The organism is Clostridium sp. 1001283B150225_161107_B6, from assembly GCF_015556325.1.
Taxonomy (GTDB): Bacteria; Bacillota; Clostridia; order Lachnospirales; family Lachnospiraceae; genus Enterocloster.
In genome coordinates this window covers 216426-231154 of the sequence record NZ_JADNMD010000011.1, presented here as the reverse complement: position 1 = coordinate 231154, position 14729 = coordinate 216426, and the positions used below count along the sequence as shown (strand labels likewise).

Annotated in this window: 11 protein-coding genes; 2 read left to right on the top strand and 9 right to left on the bottom strand. The window is 51.5% G+C overall.

The features are described from left to right. Positions 1-238 precede the first annotated feature (238 nt). The 7 genes from I2H39_RS22130 to I2H39_RS22100 form a co-directional block, all read right to left on the bottom strand. Entirely contained in the window at positions 239-1330 is a 1092-nt protein-coding gene (locus I2H39_RS22130) for a M20/M25/M40 family metallo-hydrolase (protein ID WP_195627538.1), read from the bottom strand. Positions 1331-1680: 350 nt separating this feature from the next. Next, positions 1681-2442, bottom strand: a complete 762-nt coding sequence (locus I2H39_RS22125) for a creatininase family protein (protein WP_138309265.1) — start codon at positions 2440-2442, stop codon at positions 1681-1683. A gap of 24 nt (positions 2443-2466) precedes the next feature. Beyond that, positions 2467-4071 (bottom strand): ABC transporter substrate-binding protein, encoded by a 1605-nt coding sequence (locus I2H39_RS22120; RefSeq protein WP_138309264.1) that lies wholly within the window; start codon positions 4069-4071, stop codon positions 2467-2469. A gap of 79 nt (positions 4072-4150) precedes the next feature. Continuing rightward, entirely contained in the window at positions 4151-5125 is a 975-nt protein-coding gene (locus I2H39_RS22115) for an oligopeptide/dipeptide ABC transporter ATP-binding protein (protein WP_138309263.1), read from the bottom strand. 17 nt (positions 5126-5142) lie between these two features. After that, positions 5143-6111 carry an ABC transporter ATP-binding protein gene (locus tag I2H39_RS22110; RefSeq protein WP_138309262.1) on the bottom strand — a complete coding sequence of 323 codons (969 nt, stop codon included), beginning with the start codon at positions 6109-6111 and terminating at the stop codon, positions 5143-5145. Positions 6112-6159: 48 nt separating this feature from the next. Continuing rightward, positions 6160-7068: an ABC transporter permease gene (locus I2H39_RS22105; RefSeq protein WP_138309261.1), complete on the bottom strand. Its 909-nt coding sequence runs from the start codon at positions 7066-7068 to the stop codon at positions 6160-6162. Positions 7069-7077: 9 nt separating this feature from the next. After that, positions 7078-8025: an ABC transporter permease gene (locus tag I2H39_RS22100; RefSeq protein WP_002568537.1), complete on the bottom strand. Its 948-nt coding sequence runs from the start codon at positions 8023-8025 to the stop codon at positions 7078-7080. A gap of 355 nt (positions 8026-8380) precedes the next feature. On the opposite strand from I2H39_RS22100, the gene I2H39_RS22095 reads away from it, so the two are divergent. Continuing rightward, a complete protein-coding gene (locus tag I2H39_RS22095; RefSeq protein WP_195627537.1) occupies positions 8381-9454 on the top strand; it encodes a DegT/DnrJ/EryC1/StrS aminotransferase in 1074 nt (357 codons plus the stop codon). A 100-nt stretch (positions 9455-9554) separates the two neighbouring features. On the opposite strand, the gene I2H39_RS22090 is transcribed toward I2H39_RS22095, so the two are convergent. Together I2H39_RS22090 and uvrA are read right to left on the bottom strand one after the other, a co-directional pair. Further along, positions 9555-10292: a GntR family transcriptional regulator gene (locus I2H39_RS22090; RefSeq protein WP_138309259.1), complete on the bottom strand. Its 738-nt coding sequence runs from the start codon at positions 10290-10292 to the stop codon at positions 9555-9557. A gap of 132 nt (positions 10293-10424) precedes the next feature. After that, on the bottom strand, positions 10425-13250 hold the full coding sequence (uvrA, locus tag I2H39_RS22085; protein WP_138309258.1) for an excinuclease ABC subunit UvrA: 2826 nt from the start codon (positions 13248-13250) through the stop codon (positions 10425-10427). Positions 13251-13771: 521 nt separating this feature from the next. Between uvrA and I2H39_RS22080 the strand changes: the two genes are divergently transcribed. Beyond that, entirely contained in the window at positions 13772-14617 is an 846-nt protein-coding gene (locus I2H39_RS22080; protein ID WP_240305573.1) for a PRD domain-containing protein, read from the top strand. The last annotated feature ends 112 nt before the right edge of the window (positions 14618-14729 follow it).

The window sequence follows — 14729 nt, the reverse complement described above, 5'->3', positions numbered from 1 at the left end:
CATAAATAGAGTGCTAAGTCATAGGTTCTAACCCATGGCTTAGCACCATTTTTTTAGTTCAACTCCGAAAGACAGGTATTATAAAACAGGGACCGACAAATATCAAGCTATTTCGACACTTTTTTAAATTTTTTTAGCTGTCTCCTGCCCTTATCCCCTATCCTGGCGCCTCATCCCAGTCCTCCGGTTTCTTCCGGCTGTATCTGCCGCACATGCCATCCGTCCCCATCTGGCTCAATTAAACAGCATCTTTCCGCAGAATCCTTGCAATCCGTTCCTCATCCAGCCCCCGGATGACCTCCACGGCCATTCTGACAGCAGCGTCCACATCCTCTTCTGCGCAGAAGTTATAATGGCTGTGCACATACCTGGAGGGAATGCCCAGCACCAGCACCGGCACTGCCTTTCCTGTAAGGCTGATTTTTCCGGCGTCCGTGCTGCCTCCCCTGCGGACAGCATCCTGGTATTTAATTCCCAGCCTGTCTCCTGTCTCCTGGGCAAAACGGATAAATTCCACATTGGATATATAGCTGTTGTCCATATGGCGGATTTGCACCCCGCTTCTTAAGCAGCCCTGGGCAATACCGGCCCGGAAATAAAAATCATCTGCCGGTGACCCCTCAAACACAATGGCCAAATCCGGCTGTACCTGCTGGGCAGTCACCGTCGCCCCCCTGGTGCCCACTTCCTCCTGGGCTGCAAATGCGCCCACCACTTCCACTGCCAGCTGGTCCGCCTCATCCTTAAGGGCCTGCATGGTGTCAATGATGCTCACACAGCCCAGACGGTTGTCAAAGGCCTTGCCGTACAGAATTCCATTTTCCTCATGATACTCAAAGCTTACATCCGGCATAATGGGGTCGCCCGGACGGATTCCATAGACCTCCGTCACTTCCTCCCGGCTGCTGGCACCCACATCCACCAGGATATCCTCGATTGCCAGGGAGTTGTCGCTCTTCTGGGCTGCTGTCAGGAAATGAACTGGTTTGGATGTGGTGATACCCCGGTGCTTTTTCCCGTCTCTCGTCCTTACAATGACAGAGTGGGCGGGCAGGCTGGTGAGATGGAACCCTCCCAGCATAAGGATGCTCAAAAGCCCATTTTCCAGAATGGACTGCACCATGAATCCGCACTCATCCAGATGGGCGTCCAGCATGAGTACCGGGCGCCCGGCCTTTTTCTTCTTCATGGTGGCGTAAACATTGTACATGGCGTCATTTGCCACATCCAAATCCGCGCACCATTTCTTTACTTCCCGGATGACCTCGTCCTCAAATCCGCTTGGACCAAAGGCATTGGTCAATGCTTCAATTTCTTTTATATTTGCCATGATTTCCTCCAGGTATGAGACGCAAAGTGCCGCATCACATGGTACCGCTCCTGCCATACCATGCCTGCGGCACTGCATCTGCCTTACTTATATCTGCTTCATCCGGACCCGGCTTTCCTTACTCATACTTCTTTACTTATACTCCCGTATTCATATCTGCCGTATCCGAATCTTCCATACTCATCTATCTTTTGCCGCATATTACCTGCCCACAAGTTTACCTGCCTGCATATTATCTGCCGCATATTACCTGCCGCATATTACCTGCCGCATATTACCTGCCTGCATATTATCTGCCGCATGTTACCTGCCCGCATCTCCCTGCCGTCAGCAGCGGATAAAACACTCCCCTAAACCGTTACCTTCTTAAGCTCTTCAATCAAATCCAGGATATAGTCGGCTGTGGTCTGCACCATTTCCTGTCCCCACTCCACGGTAGCGGTGTTTGGATGGTCCGGTCCAATCCATCCGTTGTCCGTTACCTTTGGCGTGTTCCTGAGAATTTCAATCTCAACGCCCTTGAAGCGCACGGTTCGGAAGCCGGTTGCCACCAGGTTGTCTGTGAGATTGGTCATCTCCAGAGGAAGGTCAATCTGGCTCATGTCCACCAGTGAGGGGTCAACTGCCATGATGCCTGCAGTCTCCTCACCGCCGCCATGTCCGCCTTTCCACTCAGGCTTCATATCCCAGGCCATCAGCCACCAGTTCAGCATCACGACCATGGCGCCCTTCTTGTCAAATTCCAGGCCGATGCGCTCAATGGTCTTGATATTCCCCCCATGTCCGTTCAGCACCAGAATCTTGCGTGCGCCGTGCTTGTACAGCCCGTCTACAATCTGGTATACATACTGGTACAGTACGTCGGAATCAATGTTGATGGTACCCGGATAATCAGCCAGTGACTGGCATGCTCCGTAGGGAATCATGGGCGCAATGAGGATGTTGTCATTTTTCTCCTCAATCAGTTCCAGGATTTTGTCAGGTATCAGGGTGTCGGTTCCCAGCGGCATATGGCGTCCATGACACTCCGTGCTTCCGATTGGAAGGATAACCATGTCATTTTCCTTAAAATACCGTTCCGCTGTTGGCCATGTAATCTTTGATAATCTCATGATGCATATCTCCTTTGACTTCTCTTATTTTGCAACCTTTACATGCTCCAGCTTGTGGTAGCCAATTGGGTCCATGACGAAACCTTCCACCTTGGCATTGGCGCCTGCGGTGATGGTGCTGTAGTAGATAGGTGCGTTATTGTTCACTTCTTTTAACTTCACAGCCAGGTCCTCATATGCTTTCAGTCTCACGGACTCGTCAGCACTGGTCCTTCCTGTCTCAATGAGCTTGTCAACCTCCGGGTCTGCGATAAAGCTGCGGTTTCCGGCTGCTCCCTGCTGTGAGGAGTGCTCCAGTGAATAGTAGGTGTAGTCTGCGTCTGTGGTGGAGGTCACCCAGCCGAAGTATCCCATGTCATGCTCGCCTGCGGAAGTTCTGGAAATGAAGCTGCCGAATTCCATTACCTCTATGTTGCAGGTGATGCCCACGTCCTGAAGCATGGCCTGTACAGCCTGGCATACTTCCACACGGGTCTGGTTGTCATTCACCCAGATACTGGTCTCGAATCCATTTGGATATCCGGCCTCAGCCAGAAGGGATTTTGCCTTCTCAGGGTCATACTCGTAAGCGCCGGGGCTGAAGTATCCGAACACAGCCGGAGCAATGATGGCGTCAGCCGGCTCTCCGGAGCCGCTGGCAATGGTGTCGATAATCAGCTGGCGGTCAATGGCATAGTTGACGGCATCCCTTACCTTCTGGTCATCATACGGCGCCTTGTTCATGTTCATGGAAATGTAATAGCAGGTCAGGGACGGAGCCTCGAACAGCTGCAGGTCGGAATTGCTCCTTACCTTCTCCAAATCGTTTGGAAGCAGGTCGTAAGCCAGGTCCACCTCTCCTGTCTCCAGGGCAATGGTTCTCTGGGATGCCTCCGGAATAACCTTCATAACCAGTTTCTGCGTTTCCGCCGGTCCTGCATAGTAATCGTCAAAGCGCTCCAGGGTAACGGAATCGCCCTGTTTCCACTCTACGAACTTATATGGGCCAGTGCCGATGGGATGAAGCTTGAAGCCTTCCTCGTCTGCTTCCACCACTGCCTTTGGCACGATGGCTGCAAATGGTACGGAAAGGTTTCTGAGGGCCGGCGCATAGGGAGCCTTCAGCTCCACATTAACCGTATACTCATCCACCACGTCCACCTTGTCGATAAAGTCAACAATATAGGAAACAGCAGCGGAACTGATGGCCCTGTCCAGGGAGAACTTTACGTCCTCGGCCTTTAACTCGGAACCGTCGTGGAATTTCACGCCCTTGCGGATGTGGAAGGTATAGGAAGTGTCGGAATTCTGGTCCCAGCTCTCTGCAATCTGCGGCTGGAGCTCTCCGGTGGCAGCGTCTACCACGGTCAGGGTATCGAATATCTGGTCTGTAACCTCCACGGCCGGCGTCTCCTTGCCCTGATGGGGGTCTAAGGATGTAACGTCAGCTCCCTGTGCCCATACCAGTGTGTCTTTGTATTCCCCGGAACCGCTGCTGCTGTCTCCTCCCTGTGCTCCCTGGGAACCAGCCTCTGTCTGCGCGCTGCCTCCCTCTGTTGAGGTCTGTCCCGACTTGGAACAACCGGCTGCACTTACTGCCATTGCTGCCACTAAGGATAATGCAATGACTTTTTTCCATGTTTTTCTCATACTAGTGCTCCTCTCTTCATTAAAATACTCTCTATAAATGCCGGATTTCAGGCGCCCTCTCCGGATGCCCGCCCGGAATTTATTTCTGTTCCTGCACCATACGGCAGCTCACAAAGTGCCCTGGCTCCATTTCCTTTAAGGTCATCTCACTGCTGGTACATGCCTCTGTGGCATACGGACAGCGTTTTGCAAACCTGCATCCCGGCTCCGGGTTGATTGGCGATGTGAGCTCGCCCTTTAACGGAATGCGCTCCATCTTAAAGTCAGGGTCCGGAACCGGTATGGCTGACAGCAGCGCCTTTGTGTAGGGATGCATGGGATTCTTAAACAGCGCCTTGGCCGGTGCTGACTCCACCATCTGTCCCAGGTACATAACCACAATATCATTGGAAAAATGCCTTACCACCGACAGGTCATGGGTGATGAACATATAGGTAAGGTTCAGCTCCTCCTGCAAATCCTGCATCAGGTTGAGAATCTGGGCCTGGATGGATACGTCCAGGGCGGACACAGGCTCATCGCACACAATAAACTTGGGATTGACTGCCAATGCCCTGGCGATTCCGATTCTCTGACGCCTTCCCCCGTCCAGCTCATGGGGATATGTATTGACCAGACGCTTGGCCAGCCCCACCAGGTTCATGATTTTCTCCACCTGCCCGGTGATGGCCGCCCTTTCATTGGCCTTGTAAATGCCCTGCACCAGCAGCGGCTCTATAATTGCCTCGCTGACTGTCATCCTGGGATTCAGGGAAGCAAAGGGGTCCTGGAATATAATCTGCATATCCTTTCTTAAATCCTTGAGCTGCTTCTTGTTGCAGCCCAGGATATCCCTGCCTTCAAAATAAACCTTGCCGCCTGTGGGCTCATGAAGTCTCAGGATGGCTCTTCCCATGGTGGATTTCCCGCATCCGGACTCCCCTACCACGCCCAGGGTTTCCCCTGTACGGATGGAAAAGTTAACATCATCCACCGCGTGGAGGGTGCCCTTTGGCGTTGTAAAATATTTTTTCAGATGTTCCACACGTAAAATCTCTGTTTTCTGTTCCTGCATATGTCAATCTCCTTTTCTTAGCGGTAGCGGATGCAGCGGACCTGGTGGGTTCCGCCTACAGTCACCATCTCAGGATGGGTCTTGGAACATTCAGGAACCGCATACTTACATCTCTCGCAGAAAACACAGCCCTCAGGCAGCCTGGTGGGGTCGGGCATCATGCCGTCAATGGCCTGGAGCCGCTTCACATCGCTTGTCAGGCTGGGAATGGAACCAAAGAGTCCTTCCGTGTACGGATGCTTCGTGTCCTTGTATATCTCACGCAGGGTTCCGTATTCCACCACTTCCCCCGCATAGATGATTGCCACATAGTCACAGTTCTGGGCAACCACTCCCAGGTCGTGGGTAATGAGAATCATGGATGTGTTATTCTCGGATTTGAGCTTGTATATCATCTCCAGCACCTGGGCCTGTATGGTAACATCCAGGGCCGTGGTCGGCTCGTCCGCTATAAGCAGCTTTGGATTGCAGGCCAGGGCAATTGCAATGACCACCCTCTGCTTCATGCCGCCGGAAAACTGGTGGGGATACTCCCCAAAACGCTCTGCCGGGATTCCTACCCTCTCCAGCATGTTTTCAGCCCATTTCCTGGCCTCCTGCTTGGAAAGGTTTGTGTTATGGTTCTCAATTACCTCCATAATCTGCTCACCCACTGTGAGCACCGGATTTAAGGAGGTCATGGGATCCTGGAATATCATGGAGATATCCCTGCCGCGAATGGCCTCCATGCCGTTGGTGGAAAGCTTCAGCAGGTCCTGTCCCTCAAATATCACCTCTCCGCCCAGAATCCTGCCCGGAGGATGGGGAATCAGTCTCATGATTCCTTTTGCCAGCGTGGTCTTTCCCGCACCGGTCTCCCCCACCAGTCCCAGGGTTTCTCCCACACCGATATGTATATTGACGCCGTTTAACGCCTTTACCACTCCGTCATCCGTCTCATAGTGGATAACCAGGTCTTTTACTTCCAATAATGGTTTATCTGCCATGTCATACTCATCCTTTCTTATAGCGTGTTTGAACATTCATTCCCGCCATTAGCTCTTGAGGCGCGGGTCAAGGGCATCCCTCAGTCCGTCTCCCACCAGGTTAAGGGCCAGGATGGTGAGCATGATTCCCATGCCGGGGATGATGGTGACGTGCCATGCGTCGCGGATATAGCTTCGGGCGTTGGACAGCATTGCGCCCCACTCAGGAGTGGGCGGCTGGATGCCAAGTCCCAGGAAGGAAAGTCCTGCGATGGAAAGGATGGCTCCTGCGATTCCCAGGGTCACCTGCACGATAATGGGCGCCATGGAATTGGGAATCACATATTTGATGATGATACGCCAGTCGCTGCAGCCAATGGAGCGGGCTGCCTCAATGAACTCCTGGTCCTTTACCGTAAGCACCGATGCCCGGACCGTCCTGGCAAAGGTGGGAACATAGGATATGGCAATGGCAATCAGCACATTGGTGATGCTGGTTCCCAGGGCTGCCACAATGGCGATGGCCAGAAGCATGGAGGGAATGGCCAGAAGGATATCCATGATTCTCATGATGATATTGTCGGCCGTCCTGCCGTAATATCCTGCAAAGGCTCCCAGAAGGCCGCCGAATATACATGAAATGATGATGGCCACCGTGCCCATGAACAGGGAGTAGCGGACTGCCCACAGCATGCGCAGCAGCATATCCCTGCCGAACTCATCCAATCCAAAGGGATGCGCCAGGCTGGGAGTCTGAAGACGTCCCCTCAGGTTCTGCTTTACCACGTAATTCAGGTAGATGGATTTGCCTGTGACAGCGTCAATGATGATAGTTGCCACTGCTATGATTACCAGCGCCAGGATAAAATACATGCCAATCATGGCCAGCCGGTTCTTTTTAAATCTGCGCCAGGCCTCGCCCCACAGGGAGCGCTGGTCGCCTTCCGCTTCTGCGGCAATCAGATGTTTCTTTCCCATGAACTGCACCTACTTTCTCTTGTATTGTGATTTAATTCTCGGGTCCACAAAGGCGTATATGATGTCTACCGCCAGGTTAACCACGGTAAACATGATTGCCAGAAAGATAACAGACCCCAATACCATGGGAATATCTTTTGACTTGATGGAATCCACCATGAGACGTCCCAGGCCGGGCCAGGAAAATACGGTCTCAGTCAGCATGGCCCCTCCCAAAAGGGTTCCGAACTGAAGGCCCACAGCTGTGATGATTGGAATCATGGCATTCTTAAGCATGTGGCGGGTGGTGATTTTCTTATCGGAAACACCCTTTGCCCTGGCCGTGTCTATGTAATCCTGCCGGATGACCTCCAGCATGGACGAGCGGGTCATACGCGTAATCATGGCAGCCGCCCCCGTACCCAGTGTCACTGCCGGAAGGACCAGACTCTTGATGAGAGGTATGAATCCCTCTCCCATACCCTGTGAAGGCAGCCAGCCCAGGGTCAGCGCAAACAGAATGACCATCAGCAGGCCGAACCAGAAGTTCGGCATGGCAACGCCAATCAGGGAGAGCAGCATGGCTGTATTATCCATCATGGAATACTGTTTCTTGGCGGAAATAATTCCCGTGGGAATTCCAATCAGGATGGCAACCAGGATACCGGCAACTGCCAGAACTGCTGTGTTAGGAAACCGCTCCATGACCTGCGACCATACACTCAGGTTATTCTTATAGGATGTGCCCAGGTCGCCGTGCAGCATGTTAATCATGTAGTGGCCGTAACGGACCAGCAGAGGGTCGTTAAGTCCCAGCTCCTCCCTCTTCATGGCCAGGGCCTCGGCTGATGCCTGGTCGCCCAGGATGATTGCCGCCGGGTCGCCTGGCGACAGGTTCAGAATGAAAAACACAATGAACGTCACGCCGATGATAACCGGAATCAGCATAAGCAGTCTTTTTAACACATACTTGTACATTTTTCTCTCTCCAATCCTCTTGTATTTGCTGCGTCAGAGCTGGAATGAATGTTCCCATATGCTCAATTGCAGCGAAGCAGCATACATATTTCACAACCCCGGAAAGGGGTGAGAAACCATAATAACAAAAAAGAAGCCTTAGGATTCAAAACTCCCTCGCTTCATTCAAATTATAAAACAATATATCATAATTGTCAACAATCATTGTGTAAAATTTACACTTTAAATATTTTGTCAACATTTCTATTGTGCTTTTTTTCATATCTGTGCTATACTTGTCTGTATACTAAATCTAAGTGTCTCCCTGACGCGCACACGCAGCAGGGCCGGACACATGCCCGGGAGGTAACAAACCATGAAACAAATCGGCGGATTTTTCACATATGAACCACTGCCCGAAACTGAGAACCATTACCTGGAAAACCTGTGCCCGCCAGGAGGCAGCCTGCGTTTCTTCATGTCCGGCAGGTGCGCCAACTACTACGCCCTTCAGGATATCTGCCTGACCGACACCAGGAAGGTGGCCTATGTTCCTGTCTACACCTGCGAGACAGTCCTGGCCCCTTTCCTCAAGGCGGGCTATGAACTTTTATTCTATGATGTATCAAAGGATTTAACGCCCATATTCGATGAAAAGGTTCTGGACCGCATCAGCGTAATCAATCTCTGCGGCTATTACGGATTCTGCAGCTACGACCGGAATTTCATACAGAAATGTTCTGAGCGGGGCATCATCATAGTCGAGGATACGACCCACTCCATCTTTTCAGACAACGGCATTGACCCACGCTGCGACTACGTGGTGGGCAGCATGCGCAAGTGGATTGGGGTGCCGTCAGGCGGATTCGCCATTAAGAGGAAGGGAAGCTTTTCCCTCCCTGTTCTGGCGCCTGACCAAACCCATCTTTCCATGCGCAGTATGTCTATGAGGGGCAAACAGCAGCTGCTCCAATCAGGGAATCCTGACCCTGAGGCTATGAAGAATTTCAATGATACGTTCTGGGAGGCGGAGATAATGCTGCGCCGCATATTTGATTCCTATGGAAGCGACCCGGATTCAGAGTACATTATCCGTCACTATGACTTTGAACGGATGAAACAGCAGCGCCGTATCAATTATCAGTATCTTCTGGAACACATGCCGAAGCATCCCCAGCTTACAGTGATATTCCCGGTTCTTCCGGAAGCAGCGGTTCCCAGTCACTTTACCGTATATGCAGAGGACAGGACCATGGTGCAGGAGTATCTGGCCGGCCGCGGCGTCAAGACCACCACCTACTGGCCCCAGGGTCCCATGGTTGACACGCAAGGCCATGGCGACGCGGCTTACATCTACAGCCATGTGCTGTCCTTTACCTGCGACCAGAGATATGGAACCCGGGATATGGAGTATATCTGCAGACAGATAGAAAACATGCCTGTAAAATAAAGAAAAAGCGGAAATGACCGGAACGTGATATGATTGTCTTCACATCCTGCATTTCCGCTTTCGCATTTCCGCCTATATCTTTTTATCTCTGCATCCCCGCTCATACATGATAAAACAGTTCCTGGTTCTTCATCTTCATACCAATCCGGTAAATTCTCTCACCGTTGGCTATGTAATGGGTGTTGATTGCGTTTCTGGACTGTTCCAGATTCCCCCGCTGGAGGATTTCCAGAAGCCATTTATGCTCCAGATAGTTATTTCCCCGCCGTCCTGCCTGGGCAGCAACATCTTCCAGGTCCAAATCCATCTGCTTATCAGATACATATCCATTAATCTGTTTGATGGTATAGAACATGGCTCCGTTTAAGGGGCTCAGTGTCTCCCACAGACTGGTGAGGCGTTCCATCTGGCCTGATAATAAAATCTGTTTGTGGAATATCTCATCATACTTGATGATTTTTCCCATATCGTCCTCCGCCACCGCGGCCTTCATGGCCAGCACCGCATCCTCCATGAGAAAAATGCTGTCGCTCAGCAGGCGTCCCCCGCACCGTTCCAGGGCCAGGTTCTCCAGATTCCCTCTCAGGAAAAATATCTCATAGGCATCCCTGGGCGAAAGCATGGAAACCGAGTACCCTTTATTCGTCTCATAATCCAGGAATCCTTCGTACATAAGCTGCTTCAGCGCATCCCGCACCGGTCCCCGGCTCATTCCCAGCTTTACGGCTATATCATTTTCAACAAGCTTTTCTTTCTGTGCCAGCTCACCCTGAAGAATCTGCTCCCTCACATAATCAGCCGCCACCTCTGAAAGACTGCGTTTCCGTTCCTTATCCATTACAATCCCCGCTCCTAGCACTGCTCTTTAACCTGTCCATTATAACGTAGGCCCCGCGTAAATGTCAAAGGCTTTTGCAAAAAGGCGGGGATTCGCCTCATCCCCGCCTCCGTGCTTCAGTTATAACGGTTGTCAATTTAGATATTTCTTTACATACATTCCCGTGTAGGATACCGGGCACTGGGCCACTTCCTCCGGGGTGCCCTTGGCAATAACCGTACCGCCCTTGTCCCCGCCTTCCGGGCCGATATCAATGATGTAATCCGCTGTTTTGATTACATCCAGGTTGTGTTCAATGACCACCACCGTGTTGCCGCCCTCCGACAGCCTGTGCAGGATGTCAATCAGCTTATGGACATCCGCAAAATGAAGTCCTGTGGTGGGCTCGTCCAGGATGTAAATGGTCTTGCCCGTGCCTCTCTTGGACAGCTCCGTGGCCAGCTTGATTCTCTGCGCCTCACCGCCGGACAGTTCCGTGGACGGCTGGCCCAGACGGATGTACCCCAGTCCCACATCATACAGGGTCTGAATCTTTCTGGTGACAGAGGGTACGTTCTCAAAAAATTTAAGGGCTTCCTCCACGGTCATGTTCAGCACGTCATAGATGCTCTTTCCCTTGTACTTCACATCCAGCGTCTCACGGTTGTAGCGTTTGCCGCCGCAGACCTCGCAGGGTACATAGACATCCGGCAGGAAATGCATCTCAATCTTGATGATACCGTCTCCGCTGCACGCTTCGCACCGTCCGCCCTTTACATTGAAGCTGAACCTTCCCTTATTATACCCCTTTGCCTTGGCGTCCGTGGTGGAGGCGAACAAATCCCTTATAAGGTCAAATACGCCTGTATAGGTGGCAGGATTGGACCTGGGGGTGCGCCCGATGGGGGACTGGTCAATGTCGATAATCTTGTCCAGCTGCTCCACGCCCTCAATGCACTTGTGCCTGCCCGGAATGGTCCTGGCCCGGTTCAGCTTCCTGGCCAGGGATTTATAGACGATTTCATTGACAAGGGAGCTTTTGCCGGAACCGGATACACCGGTTACACAGGTCATGATTCCCAGAGGTATGTCCACATTGATGTTCTTCAGGTTGTTCTCCGCAGCGCCCTTTACCGTAATCCAGCCCGTGGGCTTCCTTCGCTGGGAAGGAACAGGAATCTGTAAGCGTCCGCTTAGGTAAGCTCCGGTAATGGAATCCGGGTTTTTCATGATTTCCTCTGCCGTGCCCATGGCAATGACCTTTCCGCCGTGCTCACCTGCCCCGGGGCCGATATCCACGATACAGTCGGCAGCCCGCATGGTGTCCTCATCGTGCTCCACCACCAATACGCTGTTGCCCAAATCCCGCAGATGGGTCAGCGTCTTAAGGAGCTTGTCATTATCCCTCTGATGGAGTCCGATACTGGGCTCGTCCAGGATATAGGCCACTCCCACCAGGCCGGAGCCTATCTGGGTAGCCAGACGGATGCGCTGGGCCTCGCCCCCCGATAAGGTGCCGGTTGCCCGCGACAGGGAAAGGTAATCCAGGCCCACGTCAATGAGGAAACATATCCTGGCCCTGATTTCCTTAAGGATGGACGCGCCAATGGTTTCCTGCATAGGAGTCAGCGTCAGCCCGTCCATGAATTCCTTGAACCGCACAATGGACATGTTGGTGGCTTCGTATATGTTCATCCCGCCCACCGTAACAGCCAGCGACTCCTTCTTAAGCCTCTGCCCCTTACAAACCGGGCAGGGCGTAATCCGCATATAAGTCTCGTACTCCGCCTTGGACGCCTCGGAAAAGGTTTCCTTATAGCGGCGGTTTACATTCTCAATCAGCCCCTCAAAGGCAACGTCATAAACTCCCTCGCCTCTCTGGCTCTTATAATGGACCTTTACCTCCCGGCCTCCGGTTCCGTATAAAAGCACGTCGTGGATTTCCCTGGGGTAATCCTGGAAAGGCGTATCCAGTCTGAAATCATAGGCTTCCGACAGCGCCTCCAGGATAGCCCTGGTAAAGCTTCCCTTATCCGTACAGGACTGCCATCCCATGACCACGATTGCCCCCTGGTCAATGGACAGCGACTTATCCGGAATCATCAGGTCCTCGTCAAATTCCATCTTATAGCCAAGGCCAAAACACTCCGGACAGGCTCCGAAGGGATTATTGAAGGAAAAGCTTCTGGGCTCCACCTCGTCAATGCTGACCGCGCAGTCCGGACATGAAAAGCTCTGGCTGAAATTCACCGGCTCCCCGCCGCTTACATCCACCATCATCAGTCCGCCGCTCAGGGCCATGACTGTCTCTATGGAATCCGTCAGCCTTTTCTCAATTCCTTCTTTCACAATCAGGCGGTCCACCACGATTTCGATGTTGTGCTTGATATTCTTCTCCAGCTTGATTTCCTCGCTCAGCTCATAGAGGCTGCCGTCAATGCGCACCCTCACATAGCCGCTCTTCCTGGCCTGGTCCAGCACCTTCACGTGCTCGCCCTTGCGTCCTCTGACCACCGGGGCCAGCAGCTGGATTTTGGTCCGTTCAGGCATGGACATAATCTGGTCCACCATCTGGTCAATGGTCTGTTTGTGTATCTCCTTACCGCATTTCGGACAGTGGGGTATACCGATTCTGGCATATAAAAGCCTCATGTAGTCATAGATTTCTGTAACCGTTCCAACGGTGGAACGTGGGTTCCGGTTGGTGGATTTCTGGTCAATGGAAATGGCCGGAGAAAGCCCCTCTATGCTCTCCACATCCGGTTTCTCCATCTGTCCCAGGAACTGCCTGGCGTAAGAAGACAGAGACTCCATATAACGTCTCTGCCCTTCTGCATAAATAGTATCAAAAGCCAGGGATGATTTTCCCGAACCGGACAGTCCGGTAAGGACCACCAGCTCATTCCTTGGTATATCCACGGAAATATCCTTCAGATTATGCTCATTCGCCCCGCGGATTTTAATGTACTGCTTTGCCATCGAACATGCTCCTTGTCTTTTATCTTGATTGTTTCTTTATACGACTCATCCCGCTGCCCGGAGCAGTGAAATGCTTCTGGCAGTCTAATCTTCCAGTATGCGCTGATGCACAGCGCTGACAGCCTTTAGTATAGCACATACCCTGTTTATTTGCAAACATTTGTTCGGTAAAATACTGCAAAATTACTGGAACTTCTTCCAGCAGGCTCCTGGCAGGACCTGCTCCATCCAGTCCCCCCGCTCCAAACGGTCCATGGCAGGCCGCAGATGGGCAGATATGAACACACATTGTATAACCTGCACAAAAAACCATATATTAAAATAGTTGTTTTACCGAAAATAAAATTCCCTATTTACAAAAAAGAACTTGATTGTTATAGTAAATACAGAAAACAAGTTTGTTATTACGTAAGGGTAAGCAAGACTGTTTATAATACTTTCACAGGGGGTATTATAAGCAGTTTTTTTATATCATGAAATTCCTGTATTCATTTGTTTCAGATATAGCGGAGGGAAAACCATTGAAAATCATCAGAGTCCTGAATACAAATGCAGTAGTGACACTGGACTTAAGCGGCAGGGAGGTTATCCTCACAGGCCCCGGAATCGGATTCAGCAAGAAAAAGGGAGACTGCCTGGATGAGAAGCTGGTTGATAAAACCTACTGCCTGCAGAGCGGCGAGGCCAGCAGACGGCTTCAGGACATTGTATGCTCTGTGTCGGAACGATACCTTGAAATCGCCGGAAAGGTGGTGGATGAAGCCAGAAACCAGGAAGGGTTGAAAGTCAACGACATACTGTATGTAACCCTTACGGACCATATCAACTCAGCCCTGGAACGGTACCAGGCCGGCATCTTTCTGAAAAACATGATGAAGATTGATATCCGCAAGTTTTATCCCAGGGAGTATGCCGTGGCCCGGAAGGCCGTGGCCTGGATAAAGGAGGACACCGGAATTGACCTTGGGGAGGATGAGGCAGCCTTTATCGCCATGCATATCACTGCCTCTGAATTAGAGGGCAGCGCCTGTTCCCAGCTGCAGAACATCACGGACTTAATCAGCTCCATCCTTCAAATTATACGGCTTCATTTTAAGATACAGTTTCACGAAGACTCCGTTTCATACCAGCGCTTCATCACGCACCTGAAATTTTTCTCTGCCAGGATATTTGACAGGACTCCCTATCAGGATACCATGCAGGAAATATACCAGGTCCTGGTGTCCCAGAATGAACATGCATATTCCGGCGTGAAAAAGGTGGCTGATTTGATAAAGAGACAGTATGACTACACCCTCAGCATGGATGAACAGCTGTATCTGCTGATTCACCTGAAACGCATCCTGGATGAGGAACAGGAAACTTAATAGGGAAACCCAAGTTTGTTATTATTCAGTTAAGCAAGACTTGATTACAGAAGGCGCACAGCCCGGGAAGTTGTGCCTTTTGCAGTCAGGTCTTTTTATATTTCAAATAACC

What these genes read in the sequence shown, in the direction of transcription:
- I2H39_RS22105 (WP_138309261.1), bottom strand. Translation starts at nt 7,068, where the DNA reads ATGGGAAAGAAACATCTGATTGCCGCAGAAGCGGAAGGCGACCAGCGC.
- I2H39_RS22115 (WP_138309263.1), bottom strand. Translation starts at nt 5,125, where the DNA reads ATGCAGGAACAGAAAACAGAGATTTTACGTGTGGAACATCTGAAAAAA.
- I2H39_RS22090 (WP_138309259.1), bottom strand. Translation starts at nt 10,292, where the DNA reads ATGGATAAGGAACGGAAACGCAGTCTTTCAGAGGTGGCGGCTGATTAT.
- I2H39_RS22100 (WP_002568537.1), bottom strand. Translation starts at nt 8,025, where the DNA reads ATGTACAAGTATGTGTTAAAAAGACTGCTTATGCTGATTCCGGTTATC.
- I2H39_RS22125 (WP_138309265.1), bottom strand. Translation starts at nt 2,442, where the DNA reads ATGAGATTATCAAAGATTACATGGCCAACAGCGGAACGGTATTTTAAG.
- I2H39_RS22095 (WP_195627537.1), top strand. Translation starts at nt 8,381, where the DNA reads ATGAAACAAATCGGCGGATTTTTCACATATGAACCACTGCCCGAAACT.
- uvrA (WP_138309258.1), bottom strand. Translation starts at nt 13,250, where the DNA reads ATGGCAAAGCAGTACATTAAAATCCGCGGGGCGAATGAGCATAATCTG.
- I2H39_RS22130 (WP_195627538.1), bottom strand. Translation starts at nt 1,330, where the DNA reads ATGGCAAATATAAAAGAAATTGAAGCATTGACCAATGCCTTTGGTCCA.
- I2H39_RS22110 (WP_138309262.1), bottom strand. Translation starts at nt 6,111, where the DNA reads ATGGCAGATAAACCATTATTGGAAGTAAAAGACCTGGTTATCCACTAT.
- I2H39_RS22120 (WP_138309264.1), bottom strand. Translation starts at nt 4,071, where the DNA reads ATGAGAAAAACATGGAAAAAAGTCATTGCATTATCCTTAGTGGCAGCA.